General features: G+C 62.8%; 9 protein-coding genes and 3 rRNA genes. All 12 read right to left on the bottom strand.

The genetic code is table 11. The features are described 5' to 3' along the window. Entirely contained in the window at positions 1-2,661 is a 2,661-nt protein-coding gene (gene acnA, locus AEQU_RS01515) for an aconitate hydratase AcnA (RefSeq protein ID WP_022738990.1), read from the bottom strand. A gap of 18 nt (positions 2,662-2,679) precedes the next feature. Next, positions 2,680-3,282: a HEAT repeat domain-containing protein gene (locus AEQU_RS01510; RefSeq protein ID WP_022738987.1), complete on the bottom strand. Its 603-nt coding sequence runs from the start codon at positions 3,280-3,282 to the stop codon at positions 2,680-2,682. A 367-nt stretch (positions 3,283-3,649) separates the two neighbouring features. Next, positions 3,650-3,764: ribosomal RNA gene (gene rrf, locus AEQU_RS01505) — 5S ribosomal RNA — on the bottom strand. A gap of 122 nt (positions 3,765-3,886) precedes the next feature. Beyond that, positions 3,887-6,851, bottom strand: a 23S ribosomal RNA gene (locus AEQU_RS01500). 292 nt (positions 6,852-7,143) lie between these two features. Next, positions 7,144-8,651, bottom strand: a 16S ribosomal RNA gene (locus AEQU_RS01495). The 16S, 23S and 5S rRNA genes sit together here, the layout of an rRNA operon. Positions 8,652-9,127: 476 nt before the next feature. Continuing rightward, positions 9,128-9,925 (bottom strand): anti-sigma-I factor RsgI family protein, encoded by a 798-nt coding sequence (locus AEQU_RS01490; protein ID WP_022738983.1) that lies wholly within the window; start codon positions 9,923-9,925, stop codon positions 9,128-9,130. Beyond that, the gene (locus AEQU_RS01485) at positions 9,922-10,380 is read right to left on the bottom strand and encodes an RNA polymerase sigma factor (protein WP_022738980.1); all 459 of its coding nucleotides are present in this window, start codon (positions 10,378-10,380) and stop codon (positions 9,922-9,924) included. The genes AEQU_RS01490 and AEQU_RS01485 overlap by 4 nt, the downstream gene beginning before the upstream one ends. A 47-nt stretch (positions 10,381-10,427) precedes the next feature. Then, positions 10,428-10,856: a hypothetical protein gene (locus tag AEQU_RS01480; RefSeq protein ID WP_022738977.1), complete on the bottom strand. Its 429-nt coding sequence runs from the start codon at positions 10,854-10,856 to the stop codon at positions 10,428-10,430. Positions 10,857-11,019: 163 nt separating this feature from the next. Next, positions 11,020-12,231: a tyrosine--tRNA ligase gene (tyrS, locus tag AEQU_RS01475; RefSeq protein WP_022738973.1), complete on the bottom strand. Its 1,212-nt coding sequence runs from the start codon at positions 12,229-12,231 to the stop codon at positions 11,020-11,022. Positions 12,232-12,297: 66 nt separating this feature from the next. Further along, positions 12,298-14,805: a U32 family peptidase gene (locus AEQU_RS01470; RefSeq protein WP_022738969.1), complete on the bottom strand. Its 2,508-nt coding sequence runs from the start codon at positions 14,803-14,805 to the stop codon at positions 12,298-12,300. Continuing rightward, a complete protein-coding gene (locus AEQU_RS01465) occupies positions 14,795-15,304 on the bottom strand; it encodes a bacterioferritin-associated ferredoxin (RefSeq protein ID WP_051353360.1) in 510 nt (169 codons plus the stop codon). Before AEQU_RS01465 ends, AEQU_RS01470 begins: the two co-directional genes overlap by 11 nt. 159 nt (positions 15,305-15,463) lie before the next feature. Beyond that, on the bottom strand, positions 15,464-17,656 hold the full coding sequence (locus AEQU_RS01460) for a transglycosylase domain-containing protein (protein WP_022738961.1): 2,193 nt from the start codon (positions 17,654-17,656) through the stop codon (positions 15,464-15,466). Positions 17,657-17,849 lie beyond the last annotated feature (193 nt).

The raw sequence follows: 17,849 nt of genomic DNA, 5'->3' as shown, positions 1-17,849 counted from the left end.
TTATCCTTCAATCAGATCGCGCAGCACGTACTGGAGGATGCCGCCGTTTTCGTAGTAGCGGCCCTCCGTGGGCGTGTCGATGCGCACGGTGGCATCGAAGGTCACGGCGCTTCCATCGGGCTTCTCGGCCGTCACCTTCACGACAGCCGGACTCGGCAGCCCCGCCGAGAAGTCGATGGGCGCCACCGTGATGGTCTCGGAGCCGTCGAGGCCCAGCGTCTCCGCGTTTTGCCCCTCGATGAACTGCAGCGGCAGGATGCCCATGCCGATGAGGTTGGAACGATGGATGCGCTCGAAGCTCTCGGCGATGGCCACGCGCACGCCGAGCAGCATCGGGCCCTTGGCCGCCCAGTCTCGGGACGAGCCACTTCCGTACATCTTGCCCGCAAGGACTGCCGCCGGCGTGTCGGAGGCGGCGTAGTTTTCGGCGGCGTAGTACAGAGGCGTTATCTCACCGGTAGTGAAGTCGCGGGTCCAGCCGCCCTTGCGTCCATCGGCCAACTTGTTCTGCAGCTTCACGTTAGCGAAGGTGCCGCGCATCATCACCTCGTGGTTGCCGCGGCGGCTGCCGTAGGTGTTGAAGTCGGCCGGGGCCACGCCATGGGCCTCCAGGTACTCGGCCGCCGGCATGTCCGGCGCGATGGCACCGGCCGGCGAGATATGATCGGTCGTGATGAAGTCGCCGAAGTTGCCGAGCACGCGGGCGCCCTCGATGGCATCCTGGCCCGCAACCTCGCGGGTCATGCCGTCGAAATAGGGCGGGCGGCGCACGTAGGTAGAGTCGTCGTCCCAAGCGAAGGTATCGCTCGGCTCGGCCCCCAGGGCCTGCCACGCGGCGTCGCCCTCAAACATGTTTGCGGCGCCCTGCTCGTACAAGTCGGCCGTCACGAACTCGTCCACAAGAGCGGCCACCTCGTCGGCGGCGGGCACGATGTCGGCGTAGAACACGGGATTGCCCTCAGCGTCCGTGCCAAGGGGATCCTTCTCCAGATCGATGTCCATGGTGCCGGCGATGGCGTAGGCGATGACGTTGGCCGGCTGCATCAGGTAGTTCTGCGACACGTCCGGTGAAATGCGGCCCTCGAAGTTGCGGTTGCCCGACAGAACGCTGGCCAGCTCGATGTCGTCGGCCACGGCATGCATGGCCTCGGACAGAGGGCCCGAGTTGCCAATGCAGCTCATGCAGCCGAAACCGCAGGTATAGAAGCCCAGCTGGCGCAAGGGCTCAGTAAGCCCCGCCCGCTCGAGCAGAAGCTCGGTGGCGCGGCTACCGGGAGCCAAGATGGTCTTCACCCAGGGTGCCGGCGCAAGCCCGCGCTCGGCGGCGTTGCGCGCCATGAGGCCCGTGGCCAGCATCATGGCCTGGTCGGTAGCCGTGGTGCAGCTCGTCACGGCGGCGATGGCAATGGCTCCGTGGGTCAGCTCGTAGTCCTCGCCGTCAACTTCCACATGCACCGTCGCATCGTCGAGGCCGCGCTCGGCGCAGATGGCGCGGAAGCGCTCGCCGGCCTTGGCGAGCGGAATGCGATCGTGGGGGCGCGAGGGGCCCGCCAGAGAAGGTTGAACCGTGGAAAGATCGAGCTCGATCACCTCGGCATAGGTGCGCGGCGCCGCCTCGGGATCATTCCAGTAGCCCTGGGCCTTCGCGTAGGCTTCAACCAGAGCCACCTGCTCGGCGCTGCGGCCCGTGAGGCGCAGGTAGTCCAGGGTGCGGTCGTCCACCGGGAACAGCGTGCAGGTGCAGCCGTACTCCGGGGTCATATTCGAGATGCAGGCGCGCTGGGTGGCGGAAAGCGCCGCCACGCCGGGGCCGAAGCATTCCACAAAGCAGCCCACCACACCGCGTTCGCGCAGCATCTGCGCGAACGTCAGCGACACATCCATGGCCGACACGCCTTCGGACAAGTCGCCCGTCAGCTTCACGCCGATGACGCGGGGCACAAGCGTCGTGATGGGTTGGCCCAGCGCGGCCGCCTCCGCCTCGATGCCGCCCACGCCCCAGCCGAGCACACCGATGCCGTTGGCCGTGGGCGTATGGGAGTCGGTACCCACAAGCGTGTCGAAGTACACCACGGGCGTGCCATCGGCGCCGGTAAGGCCGGCGGGAGACTCCATGACCACGCTGGCGAACTTCTCGATGTTCAGCTGGTGGCAGATGCCCTGTCCCGGCGGCACGATGCGCACGTTCTCGAAGGACTCCTGGGCCCACTTCAAAAAGTCGTAGCGCTCGCCATTGCGCTTGAACTCCAGCTTCATGTTCTCATCCATGCAGCCGTCGCACCCGGCCACATCCGCGATGACCGAATGGTCGATGACCAAATCGCACGGTACCTGCGGGTTGATCTTCTTCGGATCGCCGCCCAGATCGGCGCACGCCTCGCGCATGACGGCGAAATCGACGAACACCGGCACACCCGTGAAGTCCTGGAACAACACGCGCGCCGGCGAGAACTCCACTTCCTCGCCCGTCTGGCCCGCCAAGCCGGCAGTTACGATGCGCTCGGCCATGGCCTGGGCCTCTTCGGGCGTGCGCCCGCAGCGCAGCGCATTCTCCAAAAGCACGGTAAGGGAGTAAGGCAGCTGCGCCGCCCCTTCTATCTCGCTCACCGGGTAATAGGTGTAGGCCCCATCGCCCACCTTCAAAGAAGCTTCAAAGCTCATGTGTCAATCTCCTTGGAACTAAGCTACATTTTCGATGATCTGAGCGGCACGGCGCTTGAGCATGCCCTTGCCGTTCTCGGCATCGAAGCGCATACGATCGGCCAGGGCGCTTTTCACAGACCCGTCCAGCTTCCCCTGGGAGAAGTCGATGACCGCCAGAAGCATATCCTGGAATTCCAAATCGCCGTGATAGCACTGGATGCCCTCGTCAATGAGAGGCCATACCTTTTCCGAGCGCTTCTCGGTCGTCGCACCCAGCTTGCACAGAAAGCGCATGGCGGCCAAACGCAAAGGGCCGCTGTCCTCGTCGAACAGGGCCGCCTCGGCGCCGGGGATGGCCTTGTCGCAGGGCCGAGAGTCGAAGGGCACGACGTAAGTCAGCGCATCAAGACATTCCCAACGCGTCTGAGCCTCGGGGCGCTCCAATGCGTCGACGAGATCGGACGCGAAAGGCACGAGTATTTCAGGATTCTCAGCAGCCACGCCCGCAATGACCTTCGCTGCCTGCTGGCGGCCGCGGCGGCTCCCATCGGAAAGAGCCTCCACCAACTCCTTCAGCTTCGCCGAATCCTTCAGCGCCTCCTCAACGCGCTTCTTATCTTCAGGGGTCTCTGAACTCAAGGGAAACCTCCCTTTCCTGACGAGCCCTTCGGCTCTGTCATCGACGCCAGTTTTCCAGAAAACATTATACGCGTCCTTATATTTTCAAAGAAAGAAGCCGTTCCCATTTCACGGTTAAGGGCGCACAAAAACAAAAAGACGCCCGCATGGGCGTCCAAATAATAATATAGTTTTGTCGCACAGGCTCGCCCGAGGAAGTCGGCGAGGGTCCGACGGGCGCCCGGAATCGCCCCGCCTCGGGGCCAAGCGGCCTCCGCGCCGCGCCGAGCCCCGAACAAGGGGCGAGGCCGGGCGCCCGTCGGAGCCGCGGCGTCGGCAGGTCCGGCCGTCCCGTCAGGGCGGCCGGAACGCAGAAAAGCGCCCCCTGCGAGCGGAACGACCTGTCCTCCCGCGGCCTGGCGCCGCAGTACTTTCGGCGAGGTGGGGCTTAACTGCCGAGTTCGGAATGGGATCGGGTGATCCCCCACTCCATGGTTCCGCTCGCGGGAGGCGCTCCCGCGGCAATCGTCTTGCCGTCCGAGGGGGCCCGGGGATCCCCCGCGCCACCCTGGCGGTTGCATGCGCGCGACACGTCCATCTCTCGATCTCGATCGTAGTCTTGGCAATGAAGAAGAGCTCGGGCTATTAGTAGCGCTCGCCTGAGCAGGTCGCCCTGCTTGCAGCTGCGCCCTATCGACCAGATAGTCTATCTGGGCCCTTACCGGAAAGGGAGCTCATCTCGGAGGCGGCTTCCCACTTAGATGCCTTCAGCGGTTATCCGTGCCGGACGTAGCTAGGCGGCGGTGCCGTTGGTCGACAACCGCGTCACCAGAGGTCCGTCCACCCCGGTCCTCTCGTACTAGGGGCAGATCTCCTCAACTCCCTTGCGCCCGCGGAGGATAGGGACCGAACTGTCTCACGACGTTCTGAACCCAGCTCGCGTACCGCTTTAAATGGCGAACAGCCATACCCTTGGGACCGACTTCAGCCCCAGGATGCGATGAGCCGACATCGAGGTGCCAAACCTTGCCGTCGATGTGGACTCTTGGGCAAGATCAGCCTGTTATCCCCGGAGTACCTTTTATCCGTTGAGCGACGGCCATTCCACTCTGTGCCGCCGGATCACTAGAACCGACTTTCGTCCCTGCTCGAGGTGTCTCTCTCGCAGTCAAGCCCGCTTGCACTCTTGCGCTCTCGGGACGGTTGCCGACCGTCCTGAGCGGACCTTTCGCGCGCCTCCGTTACGTTTTGGGAGGCGACCGCCCCAGTCAAACTACCCGCCTGGCACGGTCCGCGCGCCGGATCACGGCCGCGCGTTAGGCAGCCGGCACGACGAGGGCGGTATTCCAAGGTCGCCTCCACGGGGGCTTGCGCCCCCGCTTCAAAGGCTCCCGCCTATCCTCTACGCGCCGTACCAGATGCCAATGCCAAGCTGCAGTAAAGGTTCACGGGGTCTTTCCGTCCTTCCGCGGGTAGTTCGCATCTTCACGAACAGTACAATTTCACCGGGTCCACGGTTGAGACAGCGCCCAAATCGTTACGCCATTCGTGCAGGTCGGAACTTACCCGACAAGGAATTTCGCTACCTTAGGACCGTTATAGTTACGGCCGCCGTTTACCGGGGCTTGGCTTCAGCGCTTCGCCTTTCGGCTGACGCATCCGCGTAACCTTCCGGCACCGGGCAGGCGTCAGACCCTATACGTCGCGTTACCGCTTTGCAGAGTCCTGTGTTTTTGATAAACAGTCGCTTGGGCCGTTTCGCTGCGGCCGCCAGCCGCTCCCGCCGCGAGGGCGTTCACAGCCGGCGGCGCCCCTTCTCCCGAAGTTACGGGGCCAGTATGCCGAGTTCCTTAACCGTGGTTCTCCCGATCGCCTCGGTATGTTCTACCCGCCCACCTGTGTCGGTTTTGGTACGGGCGCCGACGGCACTCCCTAGAGGTTTTTCTCGGAAGCATGGGCTCACCGGCTTCGCTCAGTCGCTTCGTCTCGCGTCTCAGGCCCCATGCGCAGCTGATTTCCACGCTGCGCGCCCTACGCGCTTTCACGGGGACGTCCAGAACCCCGCCCGGCTACCCTTCTCCGTCGCCCCATCGGTAATGCCGCGCCGTCGGCGGTGCGGGAATGTCTGCCCGCTGCGCATCGGCTACGCCTCTCGGCCTCGCCTTAGCTCCCGACTGACCCTGGGGGGATTAGCCTCGCCCAGGAACCCTTAGGCTCACGGCGCCAGGGTTTCTCGCCCTGGTCTCGTTACTCATGCCAGCATTCTCACCTCCGCGCGGTCCACAGCAGGTCGCCCTGCTGCTTCGCCCCCCGCGGAGAGCTCCCCTACCACTGAATTCTCAGTCCGCCGCTTCGGTGCATCGCTTAGCCCCGTGAATTGTCGGCGCATGTCCACTCGACCAGTGAGCTGTTACGCACTCTTTAAATGCATGGCTGCTTCTAAGCCAACATCCTGGTTGTCTGGGCAGACGCACATCCTTTGCCACTCAGCGATGACTTGGGGACCTTAGCGGGCGGTCTGGGCTGTTTCCCTCTCGAGCGCGCAGCTTAGCCCACGCCCTCTGACTCCCGGCCTCTCGACCCGCGGCATTCGGAGTTCGGTTCGAGTCGGTAGGCGGTGAAGCCCCCTCGTCGATCCGGTGGCTCTACCACCGCGGGTTAACGGCCGAGGCTAGCCCTAAAGCTATTTCGGGGAGAACGAGATATCTCCGGGTTTGATTGGCCTTTCACCCCTATCCTGGGGTCATCCCCTCCGTTTTCAACCGAAGTGGGTTCGGCCCTCCACGGGGTCTTACCCCCGCTTCAGCCTGCCCCAGGATAGCTCACCCGGCTTCGCGTCTGCAGCGTGCGACTCACTCGCCATCTTAAAGGCTCGCTTTCGCTGCGGCTCGTTTCCAAACTTAACCTCGCCGCACACCGCAACTCGCTGGCTCATTCTACAAAAGGCACGCCGTCACAGCGCAAAGGCTGCTCCGACTGCTTGTGGGCGCACGGTTTCAGGTACTGTTTCACTCCCCTCTCGGGGTGCTTTTCACCTTTCCCTCACGGTACTGGTTCGCTATCGGTCACAGGAGAGTGTTCAGCCTTGGAGGGTGGTCCCCCCGGCTTCGGACCGGGTTTCACGTGCCCGGCCCTACTCGGGATACTCGTCAGCGGTCCGCATGGTTTCGCGTACGGGGCTCTCACCCGCTGCGGCCGGCCCTTCCATGCCGTTCCGCTACCATGTGGATTTGTAACCGCTCCCAGGTGGGCAGCACCTGGACGCGAGTCCCGCAACCCCCGGGCGGCAACGCCTGCCGCTTACACGCGCCCGGGTTTGGGCTGGTGCGCTTTCGCTCGCCGCTACTCGCGCAATCTCGGTTGATTTCTCTTCCTCGGGGTACTTAGATGTTTCAGTTCCCCCGGTTGCCTCCCTGCGCCCTATTTTATTCAGGCGCGGGTAGCAGGGCATGACCCCTGCTGGGTTCCCCCATTCGGAGATCCCCGGATCAAGGTGTGTTTGCCACTCCCCGGGGCTTATCGCAGCTTGCCGCGTCCTTCGTCGACTTCCTGTGCCAAGGCATCCGCCGTGCGCCCTAGATATCTTGTCCATTACCTAGGTCGCCAAAGAAGTAATTACTTCTAATGGTTTCGTCCGTTGGATATAAATGAGAATTTATTCCGTCGTATAACATACGTTCGCGATCGTGATGAATCGTCTATTCCATGATGCGAGCACCCATCGAGAACCTAATCAGCTTAGGAAATTGATGTTGGTGTTGATCATGTTGACATTTTCATGTCACGCGCTATGCAACTGTCAAGGTGCGCGGGGACTCTCGCTCGGAGCCCTCGCAGCCGGATGCTGGGGAGGATGAGAGCGGCTCTAGGTTGTCTCCCTAGAAAGGAGGTGATCCAGCCGCACCTTCCGGTACGGCTACCTTGTTACGACTTCACCCCCCTTACCCTCCACACCTTCGACGCCTCCGCCCCAGAAGGGTTCGGCCGGCGGCTTCGGGTGCAGACGACTCGGGTGGTGTGACGGGCGGTGTGTACAAGGCCCGGGAACGTATTCACCGCGGCATGCTGATCCGCGATTACTAGCAACTCCGACTTCACGCAGGCGGGTTGCAGCCTGCGATCCGAACTGGGACCGGCTTTCCGGGATCCGCTCCCCCTCGCGGGGTGGCAACCCTCTGTACCGGCCATTGTAGCACGTGTGCAGCCCAGGGCATAAGGGGCATGATGACTTGACGTCGTCCCCACCTTCCTCCGGCTTGACGCCGGCAGTCTCCCGCGAGTCCCCAACTGAATGCTGGCAACACGGGACGGGGGTTGCGCTCGTTGCGGGACTTAACCCAACATCTCACGACACGAGCTGACGACAGCCATGCACCACCTGCGCGAGCTCCTCTCGGCCACCGCGTCTCCGCGGCTTCACTCGCATGTCAAGCCCTGGTAAGGTTCTTCGCGTTGCTTCGAATTAAGCCACATGCTCCGCTGCTTGTGCGGGCCCCCGTCAATTCCTTTGAGTTTTAGCCTTGCGGCCGTACTCCCCAGGCGGGACGCTTAATGCGTTGGCTGCGGCACGGGGGGATGGTCCCCCCACACCTAGCGTCCATCGTTTACGGCTGGGACTACCAGGGTATCTAATCCTGTTCGCTCCCCCAGCTTTCGCGCCTCAGCGTCAGTGGCGGCCCAGCAGGCTGCCTTCGCCATCGGTGTTCTTCCCGATATCTGCGCATTCCACCGCTACACCGGGAATTCCGCCTGCCTCTACCGCACTCGAGCCGCCCAGTCCGGAACCCGGCCCGAGGTTGAGCCCCGGGATTAGAGGTTCCGCTTAGGCGGCCGCCTACGCGCGCTTTACGCCCAATGAATCCGGATAACGCTCGCCCCCTACGTATTACCGCGGCTGCTGGCACGTAGTTAGCCGGAGCTTCTTCTGCAGGTACCGTCTATGTCTTCCCTGCTGAAAGCGGTTTACAACCCGAAGGCCTTCGTCCCGCACGCGGCGTTGCTGCGTCAGGGTTGCCCCCATTGCGCAAAATTCCCCACTGCTGCCTCCCGTAGGAGTCTGGGCCGTATCTCAGTCCCAATGTGGCCGGTCGACCTCTCAGTCCGGCTACCCATCGCGGGCACGGTGGGCCGTTACCCCGCCGTCTACCTAATGGGCCGCGACCCCATCCCGCGCCGTCGGGGCTTTCCCGGGGAGGCCATGGGGCCTCCCCGGAGCATCCGGTATTAGCCGCCGTTTCCAGCGGTTGTCCCGGAGCGCGGGGCAGGTTGGTCACGTGTTACTCACCCGTTCGCCACTCTATACACGGCCGAAGCCGTCTTAATCGTTCGACTTGCATGTGTTAAGCACGCCGCCAGCGTTCATCCTGAGCCAGGATCAAACTCTCCGTTCGAAGGCGGCGTCTCCGCCGCCGACAGATCATGTGAGTGTGATTCTGTTTGAAAACTCTCCGTCGGGGCCTTAGGGCCCCTGACAGGGAAAAAGTTAAGCTTGCTCTCTCGAATGTCCGTCTGACATCCGAGAAGACGTTTGTTCCGTCTCTCGAATTCCATCCTCAGTATCCGGTTGTCAAGGTTCCGCGGGAGGCTTCCCGCCCCGCCGCCCTCGCGAGCGGCGCAAGGAAATACTTTACAGGGACTCGCATCCCCCGTCAAGCGGTTCACGAAATCTCGACAACTTCGCTCTCTCGCCCGACGGGCCGCCCGGACCGCCGGGGGCGCCGCCTTCCGCACTTCCGAAAAAGGCAGCTCGCATATGATACAGCTCCCGGGATTTCGCGCAAGGGGGGAATTTGAAAAATCTTTCATCCGCACGAATGGCCCCTGAGACGGCCGAAACTCCGTCGCAATACGTTATGCGTCGCCTCGTTTAATTGCCATGGCGGCCGTGACCATATCCCTTACCAGCCCCTTGGCCATGTCCGTGGCCCTCGTAGGAATCGCCCTCCTGGCCGCTGTGGCATGCGTCGATGCGATCACGCAGCTGACGCATAGTCATAGAAGCACACTCCTCGAGCGTGTATGAGGGATCGAGGCTCATCAGCTCTTGGGCAGCCTGATAGCGACCAACGCCCAAACCCGCCGCAGCTGCCGCATCGCGAGTGGCGCTATCGGCACGGCGACAAGCATGTTCACAGGATGCAGAGGACAGCGCCTCGTCGCTTTGAGCAACAAGGCTCTCCCCCAAGCGATTGTTCTCAGAAACCACGTTGACATCAATAAACGCATCTTTCTCAGCATAAGAGCCGAATGCGTCACTCGACAGCAGCGCGCCGATGACGTCGCCGTAAGGGCGATTCAGCATATCAACAGCGCCGAGCACGACAGCGCCATCATCATTGAGCGCTTCGGCTTCAATCACGATACCGAACGTATTAACCGTAAGCTCAAGAGAGGGATTCACCTCAATGTCCACGAAAGCAGACGGCGCACGATACACGCCATAGGCACCGACGAGGGCAAGCGCGAGCAAAAGGCATGCGGCCCAAGCAGTGACGACACGTGCTCGCGGGCGACGCCGCAGGGAGGCGCGATGCACCTCAACAGAAGGAGCATCCGGCCGCCTCTTCCGCTCTTCCTCGAGAAGGGCCAGCGTGCGTCCGCGGAGCGCCTCGGAAGCATGCTGAGCATCGTAGGCCTCACGGATACGCTGCTCAAGATCGGTCATGAGAGGGCCTCCTTCAGCGTCTTTTTGCCGCGGGCAATCCAGGAATACACGGTATTCACGGGGACGTCGAGCATCGAGGCGATCTCCGGAGCCGTGTAGCCCTCGTACAGGGCAAGATACACGGGAGTGCGGGGAGGGTCATCGAGGTCGCTCATGGCATCGAGCACTTCTTTCACACGCGAATCGGGCTGAGCCTCCTCATCGCGGGACGCGAGCGATTCGAATGAGGTCTCATCAAGCGGCACATTCTTACTCGCAGCCGCCCGCCGCATATCGCGGCACGTGTTCGAAGCAACGCGAATCAACCACGCCTTGCGATGTTCCTCTTCACGAAACTGAACATCATCTGCGAGTGCGTATTTTAGAAATGAATTCTGGAACGCGTCCTCGGCATCCGCATGGCGACAAAGCGCCGTAAGGCAAACGCGCCACACGGTATCGCCATGACGCGCCATAGTCTCTTCTATGTCAGGGGCAGATCTCACGCACTCGCAGGGTTTGTTTAGCGAGCGCAGCCGTGACCGCCGCCATGGTGACGGCCATGGCCATGACCCTGGCCGTTCCCGCTGCCGTAGTTGTCGCAGACGCCATCACCGTCGGCATCCACGTAGCCCGGGCAGTTCGCTCCAGCACCGGCGCAGTTGTCGCATATGCCGTCGCCGTCGGCATCCACATACCCAGAGCACGCACCGTCTTGGTAGTTGTCGCAGACGCCATCGCCGTCGGCATCAGTGTAGCCGGGGCACGCACCATTCTCATGCCGGTCGCACGCACCGTTGGCATTGCGGTCGGCGTAATTCGGACACGTCGCCGCAGCCGAACGGGAGCCGATCGCCATCGGCGACGACGGGGAAAGGGCGGCGAAAGCCACCGCCGGCACGCAAAGCGCCAACGCGAGCACCACGACAACAACGAAGGTAGACTTCTTCATAATTCAGGTTCCTCCTTGAGTTTTCTTCCGTCTCTGCAAGTAACACGATTCAGCCATGCGAATCCTTGCAACTTTTTTCATTTCTGGAAAAAACTCCTCTAAGCGGAAAACGCCGCTGGCACTCAGCCGGCAAACCTCAGCACACTTACGCCGGCCTCAAAAGCTACTCGAAGCGCACGAACTTCTTCTTCCCCACCTGCACCTCGGCGCCGGCGAGAACCTCGGGAGCCACATTGTAGGCTTTGGGGGCAAGCGCCTCGCCGTTGACCTTCACGCCGCCGCCGTCGATAAGGCGACGCGCCTCGGAGGCGGTGCCAGCCACGCCGGCATCTACCAGAATCTTCGCCACATATACCAGGCCGTTCTCATCCGGCGTCAGATCGGGCGCGAAGATGGGGGCGTCGGCCGGGAAGCCGTGCTCCTTGAACTTGAGGTCGAAGTCGGCCTCGGCGGCCTCGGCGGCCACGTCGTCGTAGTAGGCGGCCACGATGTTGCGGGCGAGCGCGCGCTTCACCTTGTTGGGATGCAGCTCGTCAGCAGCCAGCCCTGCCTCGATACGGTCGATTTCGTCCACAGCCTCGGTGGAGGCGAGGCGGTAGTACTTCACCATGAGCTCGTCGGGAATGGACATGACCTTACCGAACATGTCGGCCGCCTCGTCAGTGAGCCCGATGTAGTTGCCGTAGCTCTTCGACATCTTCTTCACGCCATCGGTGCCCTCGAGCAAGGGCAGCGTGAGGCAGACCTGGGGCTCCATGCCCATCTTCTCCATGAGCTCGCGACCGGCGAGCAGGTTGAACAGCTGGTCGGTGCCGCCGAGCTCCACATCGGCCTTGATGACCACGGAGTCGTAGGCCTGCATGACCGGGTAGAGGAACTCGTGCAAGCTGATGGACTGGCCCGACGTGTAACGGTTGTGGAAGTCGTCGCGCTCCAAGATGCGGGCCACCGTGAAGTTCGCGAGAAGCTTCAGCAGCGACTCCATGTTCAAATCGAGAATCCACTCGGAGTTGTAGCGCAGCACGGTCTTCTCGGGATCGAGGATCTTGAACGCCTGGTCAACGTAGGTCTGCGCGTTCTCCTGAATCTTCTCGCGCGAGAGCTGCGGGCGCGTGGTGTTGCGCCCGGACGGGTCCCCGATGAGCGCCGTGCCGTCGCCGATGATGAGTGTCACCTGATGCCCCAGATCCTGGAACTGGCGCAGCTTGCGCAGGGGCACCGCATGGCCCAGATGGATATCGGGGGCTGTCGGATCGACGCCGAGCTTCACGTTCAGCGGCACGCCGCGCTTGAGCTTCTCCAGGAGCGCCGATTCGGGCACGATCTGCGCCGTACCGGATTTGATAATGTGCAGTTGTTCCTCAGGAGTAAGCATGATGCCTCCGCTTTTCTTTAATATCGCGATACCTTTATACAAGTGCTGGAAATTCTAGCACAGCCGCTACGAGACGCCGCGGTAGAGGTGGCCGGAGGTGGTGTTGGGCATCTTCGCGATGGCGTTGCCGTCGTTTTGGGCCACATGCAGGGCACGAATGGCGCGTCCCACGGCGTGGGCCGTCTCCTCGGCGTTCATGAGGGTGGCGTCCACCATATAGGAGGAGATACCAGCCGCGAGCAACTCGGGCATCGACGAGGCGATATCCAGCTCCACCGCGTTGTAGAGGTGGCTGCGGCCCATGGCGTCGGTGACGACCGGGAACTCGTAGCCCTTGCGATCCTTCAGCACATGGGGGCTCTTGCGACGCGGGCATTCGGCGCAGTTCTCGTCGCAGGGGCCCTGGCTCATGAGCATGCAGTGCTCGGTGACCATGAGTTCCTGGGCGCCGATGAGCAGCACGCCCAGTTCCACCGGGGCATCTTTGGCAACCTCTTCGATTTGCCGCAGCGTGAGCTCCGGCGAGAGCCACACGCGCGCGGCACCGAACTCGCTGGCGACGGCCAGGGAGAGCTGGTTGGTAATGGGCACATGGGAGCCGACATCGAGCAGCGCCCCCTCTTCGGAAGCCCGTTCCATAGCACCGAGGCTTTCGGCCAAAAGCGGCTTGCCCTCAGCAGCATACTTCCACACGTCGGCATCGACGACCGCTTCGCGCGCGCCGCCAACGGCCTCGTGATCGGCCACAGGCATGATGGGAATGCAGCCCTTGGGGTAACCGGCCTGCTCGGCAGCGGCGTTCTTCTGGCCGGCGATAACCGCCTCGCCGCGCCGGTAGTTCAGAGCCGGCACATAGATGATGTGCGCGCCGGCGCGCTTGGCGGCGCGAGCGCAAGCGGGGTTCGTGACCGTGACGGCCACGCGGCAGCCGGTGGGACGCGCTGCGGGCAGAGGCTCGCGCGGAGTAGTGCGGGGCAGGGTGCGCCCGTGGCCCTCGGCGGTAAGCGCTTCGGTGAGGACGTCCAGCGCCGCCGCGCGCACGCCATGCAGGGCCGAGAAGCCGATGCCGACGCCGTCGTCCATATCGATAGTAAGGTTCACCAGCTGGTAGGGCGTGTTGCCAAGGCGGTCGATGTGGGCGGCAACGTCGTCGAAGGAGACGGCGCGGGTGCGAGCCGCCTCTACGGGCGCGCCTTCGGCGACACCGGAAACCCCATCGGGGAAGGCAGCTTGCAGGCGACGGGCAACGGCAAGAGAAGTGCGGGGAGCGCCTTCGATATCGGCCTCGGATGCGGGGCGGAATTCCATGCGAAGAGGCTCGCCGATGTGGAGGGTGGCGGTGCCGACGAGGGGCACGCGGGGCTCACGGGCGTCGTCTTCGAAGGCGGCCTCGGCACTGCGGACGCGGAAAACGCGGTCGCCGGCCTTCACCGTGCGCGTCTTGCCTTCCAGCGGCAAATGGTAGCGGCCCTTCTTGTCGGTGCGCACCGGCCCCAGCGTCAGCGTGCCGTTGCCCTTGCGCGTCCAGAACTCCAGGACGTCGCCTTCTGTCAGAGCATGGGCGCTCTTCAAATAGGCGGCGCCATCGCGCACCTCGTCGACGCGGCCGAGGAACAGGCCGCGGTTGTTGGGACGCTGGTAACTCATGATATCGTTGCCGCGTTTGCCGTCCAGATAGGCCGTGGTGAAACCGCGGGAGAAGGCATCGGTGAGGCGGTCGCGATCGGCATCGGTGATAGCCGCGTTCTCCTTCGCCAAAGCAGCATCGAGAGCTTTACGATAGACGGAGGTCACGGCGAAGACGTACTCGGGCGACTTCATGCGGCCCTCGATTTTAAGCGACGCCACGCCGGCGGCCACGAGGTCATCCACGCGATCCACCGTGCACAGATCCTGGGGCGAAAGCAAGTGATCGCCCGGCGAGGGAAGGCTCTTCTGCAGAGCCTTGTTCTGCAGCTCATAGGGAAGCCGGCACGCTTGAGCGCACATCCCCCGGTTGGCCGAGCGGCCGCCGATCATGGAGGACATGAAGCACTGGCCCGAGTAGCACACGCACAATGCGCCGTGGGCGAACACCTCCACTTCCATCCCCTCTTCGGCCGCCGCCGCGCACAGAAGGGCGATCTCGTCCAGCGACACCTCGCGGGCGAGCGTAATGCGCTCGGCCCCTAAGCGGGCCGCCACGCGCACGCCGGCGAGGTTGTGGGTGTTCATCTGCGTGGAAAGGTGCAGCGACGCTTCGGGGAGCGTGCGGGAGATCTCCGCAGCCAGGCCGATGTCCTGTACGATGAAGCCGTCGGCTCCGGCGCGGTAAGCCTGGCGCACGCATTCCAAGGCCTCCCCTACCTCGTCGGGCAAGATGATGGTGTTCATGGTGACGTAGACGGAAACCCCGCGCAGATGCGCGAAGTCGCAGGCCTCCCGCAGCGTCTCCAGGGTGAAGTTGTCGGCCCCGCGCCGTGCATTGAAGGTCTCAAGCCCCAGATACACCGCATCGGCCCCGCCAGCCACCGCCGCATGCAGCGCCGCCATATTGCCGGCCGGCGCCAGCAGTTCTACTTGATTAGTCTTCATTCAGCTTCAAAGCCTCTTCGTCGGCGGCCTTCAGTTTGTCGATGCCCTCGTTGTAGGCGTCTTGGATTTCCTTCACGCGCCCGTCGTAGGCGCTGAAGTCGAAGGGCGCCTCCTCGGTTGCGCTGCTGATCTCCGTGTACAAATCGATGTAGCTGTTCAGGGCATCCTTCAGCTTGTTGCAGCCGTCGACGTAGTTCGTCTGCAGATCTTTCATGGCGTCCGGCGTATCGATGGCCGCCAGAGCGTCAATGGCCTCGAAGGCGCTGTTGGCCTTGTTGCGCATATTGACGACGCTCTCCTGAGCCACCGCCTCGTCGAATTCGCCGAGGCGCGTGTTCAGCTCCTCCACCGCCTGGTTGACCTTAGTCATGTAGGTGCGATTGGCCTGCTGCTGGTCGGTGGCTCCGGTGGCCGGCGACTGGCAACCGGCAAGAGCGCCGAGGGCCAAAGCCGCGCCAAGGGCCACAGCCAAAACCCGCACGATGGTACGTTTCCTCATGATTTCTCCCGTCTTCGGTGCCTTGAGGCACCGGTTGCTTGCTCAGGGCAGCCTCGTCGAGCGAGGCTTTGGTTTCTCATTCGCTATGATAGCAGTCCGCACCCCCGGGCCCGTACCGCCGTCACGGTATCGCAACAATTATGTCGCGGCTACGCTGCTTTAGGCACCCTCGCCGCCACCGTCGTCCGGGGCTGGGTCGGGCGTCGGCTCCGGCGTCGGCTCCGGCGTTGGCTCGGGCTCCGGGGTAGGCTCCGGCGTCGGTGTCGGTGTCGGCTCGGCGTTGCCGCCGCCCTCGTTGCCCTCTCCGCCTTCGTTGCCGCCGTTCTCGTCGCCGTCGCCCTCGGGCGTCTCCCCATCATCCTGCTTCGTGGTCACCTCGGTGTCGTCTTTCTTTTTCTTGGAAGAGTAGTAGCCGCCGATATGGTTGTCCTCGTCGCGGTAATCCTTCTTGTACTCGGGCTTATCTGCCTCGAAGAACTTCACCGTCTGCGTCGGGGAGATCATCTTGTCGATGAAATCGCCGAAGACGCTGGCCGCCGTCGTAGTCGTCGCCTGGGCCTCGGAATAGTCGGAGCGGTCACCCAGCCAGATGGCCACGGCGTACTGCGGGGTCACACCGCAGAACCAGCTGTCCTTCTTGTCGTCGGTGGTACCGGTCTTGCCTCCGGCCTCCTGGCCGTTATCGGGACGAGCCGCCTTGCCAGTGCCGTTGTCGATGACCACTTCCATGCAGTCGAGCGCCGCCCGAGCCACTTCGCGAGAGAACACCCGCTCGCCCGTGGGGTCGGTGTTGTCCACGATGACGTTGCCGTTCTTGTCCTCGATGGAGATGATGCACTCCGGATCGTAGTGGACGCCGCCGTTGGCCACCGTGGCATAGGCGTCAGCCATTTCGAGCGGCGTGACCGAACCGATGCCCAGGGTAAGGCCCGCCACCGCCGGCAAATCGGAGGTGATACCCATGGCGTGGGCCATCTCGATCACCTTATCGACGCCCACGGAGAGAAGCAAGCGAATAAACGCCGTGTTCGACGACACGCCGAAAGCGCTCTTGATGGTGCGCGTGCCGTAATCGGCCTTATCGTTGTTGTAGACAGGCTCGCCGCCCTCCAAATCAACCTTGTAGCCAGCATCGATGAGCGTTTCCGGGTCGATGCCCTCGTTGATAGCCGCCAAAAGCGTGAACAGCTTGAACGACGATCCGGCCTGACGGCCCGCGCCGCCCTCGCCCGTGGCCATGTTCACCTGGGAGCTCTCGTAATCGCGACCGCCCACCAGCGCGTCGATGTAGCCGTTCTCGGGGTTCACAACGGCCATGGCCACCTCGAAGGGATCGCCGGCCTCCTCTTCCTTTTCGGCCGCAGCCTCTTCGGCGGCGGTCTGGGCCTCGATATCCAGCGTCGTGATCACCTTCAACCCGCCCTTGAACAGCTCGGAGGTGGAATAGGCGTACTTGCCCTCGGGGTTGGTCAGCTGGTTGCGCACGTAGCTCGTGAAGTAGGGGTAGGCCAGAATGCCCGTCATGGAGGGCTCGGAGGGGTTCAGCTCGATGGGCTCGGCCTTCACCGCGTCGGCCTCCTCCGCCGTGATAACCCCGTTGGACACCATGCGGTCGAGCACGGTGTTGCGGCGCTTCAGGCAGTTGTCCGGATAATCGATGGGGTTATTGTAGGTGGGCGACTGGGGAATGCCCACGAGCGTGGCCGCCTCGTTCAACGTGAGGTCCTTCGCGTCCTTGGAGAAGTAGCGCTCGGCGGCGGCCTCGATACCGTAGGCACCGGAACCGTAGTTGATAGTGTTCAGGTACATGAGCAGGATCTCGTCTTTGGAGTACTGCTCTTCCAGCTTCTGGGAAATGTACATCTCGCGGATCTTGCGCTTGAAGGAGATGTCGCGCATCTCGTCGGAAAGAATCGTGTTGCGCACGAACTGCTGAGTGATGGTGGAGGCGCCCTCCAGCTCGCCGCCCATGAGGTTGTTCACGAGCGCGCGGGCCACACCGAGGTAATCGACGCCGGAGTGGGTGTAGAAGCGCTCGTCCTCGGTGGCGACGGTGCCCTTCAGCACGTACTCGCTAATCTGGTCGAGAGCCACCGGGTCGCGATTCTCCAGCTGGAACTCGGCGAGCAGCGTCGTGCCGTCCGATGCGTAAACCATGGTTGGCTGCGCCGTGTTGTAAGCGTCGGCGTTCTGGTAGTCGGGCAGATCCTCCAGCCAGGAGTTGCACAGCGTCACCACGCCGAACACGCCCGCCGCGAGAAAGGCGACGAACACGCCCAGCACCGACAAAACGATGACCTTCTTATTCTTTACTTTCGTGCCCTTACGGCCCTTCATTGCGCGAGAACCCACGAATTAACCTCCATCAGTTATAGGTCTGGCCATTTTACCAATGAGTTATGGAGGGTTCATAAGATGGAGCCGCCACCAGGAAATGCACAGAGGACAGCGCAGCAGTCTGCCCGGAACGTAAGATACTCGTGATTATTATAATCACGAGTATCTTATTTCCAGCTAGGGAACAGACTGAGCCTCAGCCCTTTGA

Source organism: Adlercreutzia equolifaciens DSM 19450, from assembly GCF_000478885.1.
GTDB classification, from domain to species: domain Bacteria; phylum Actinomycetota; class Coriobacteriia; order Coriobacteriales; family Eggerthellaceae; genus Adlercreutzia; species Adlercreutzia equolifaciens.
The sequence above is the reverse complement of the archived record's forward strand: the minus strand, read 5'-3'. Positions and strand labels throughout refer to the sequence as shown.

Coding starts and splice junctions, on each gene's coding strand:
- AEQU_RS01490 (WP_022738983.1), bottom strand. CDS start 9,925: ATGACCGATCTTGAGCAGCGTATCCGTGAGGCCTACGATGCTCAGCAT.
- AEQU_RS01485 (WP_022738980.1), bottom strand. CDS start 10,380: ATGGCGCGTCATGGCGATACCGTGTGGCGCGTTTGCCTTACGGCGCTT.
- tyrS (WP_022738973.1), bottom strand. CDS start 12,231: ATGCTTACTCCTGAGGAACAACTGCACATTATCAAATCCGGTACGGCG.
- AEQU_RS01470 (WP_022738969.1), bottom strand. CDS start 14,805: ATGAAGACTAATCAAGTAGAACTGCTGGCGCCGGCCGGCAATATGGCG.
- acnA (WP_022738990.1), bottom strand. CDS start 2,661: ATGAGCTTTGAAGCTTCTTTGAAGGTGGGCGATGGGGCCTACACCTAT.
- AEQU_RS01480 (WP_022738977.1), bottom strand. CDS start 10,856: ATGAAGAAGTCTACCTTCGTTGTTGTCGTGGTGCTCGCGTTGGCGCTT.
- AEQU_RS01465 (WP_051353360.1), bottom strand. CDS start 15,304: ATGAGGAAACGTACCATCGTGCGGGTTTTGGCTGTGGCCCTTGGCGCG.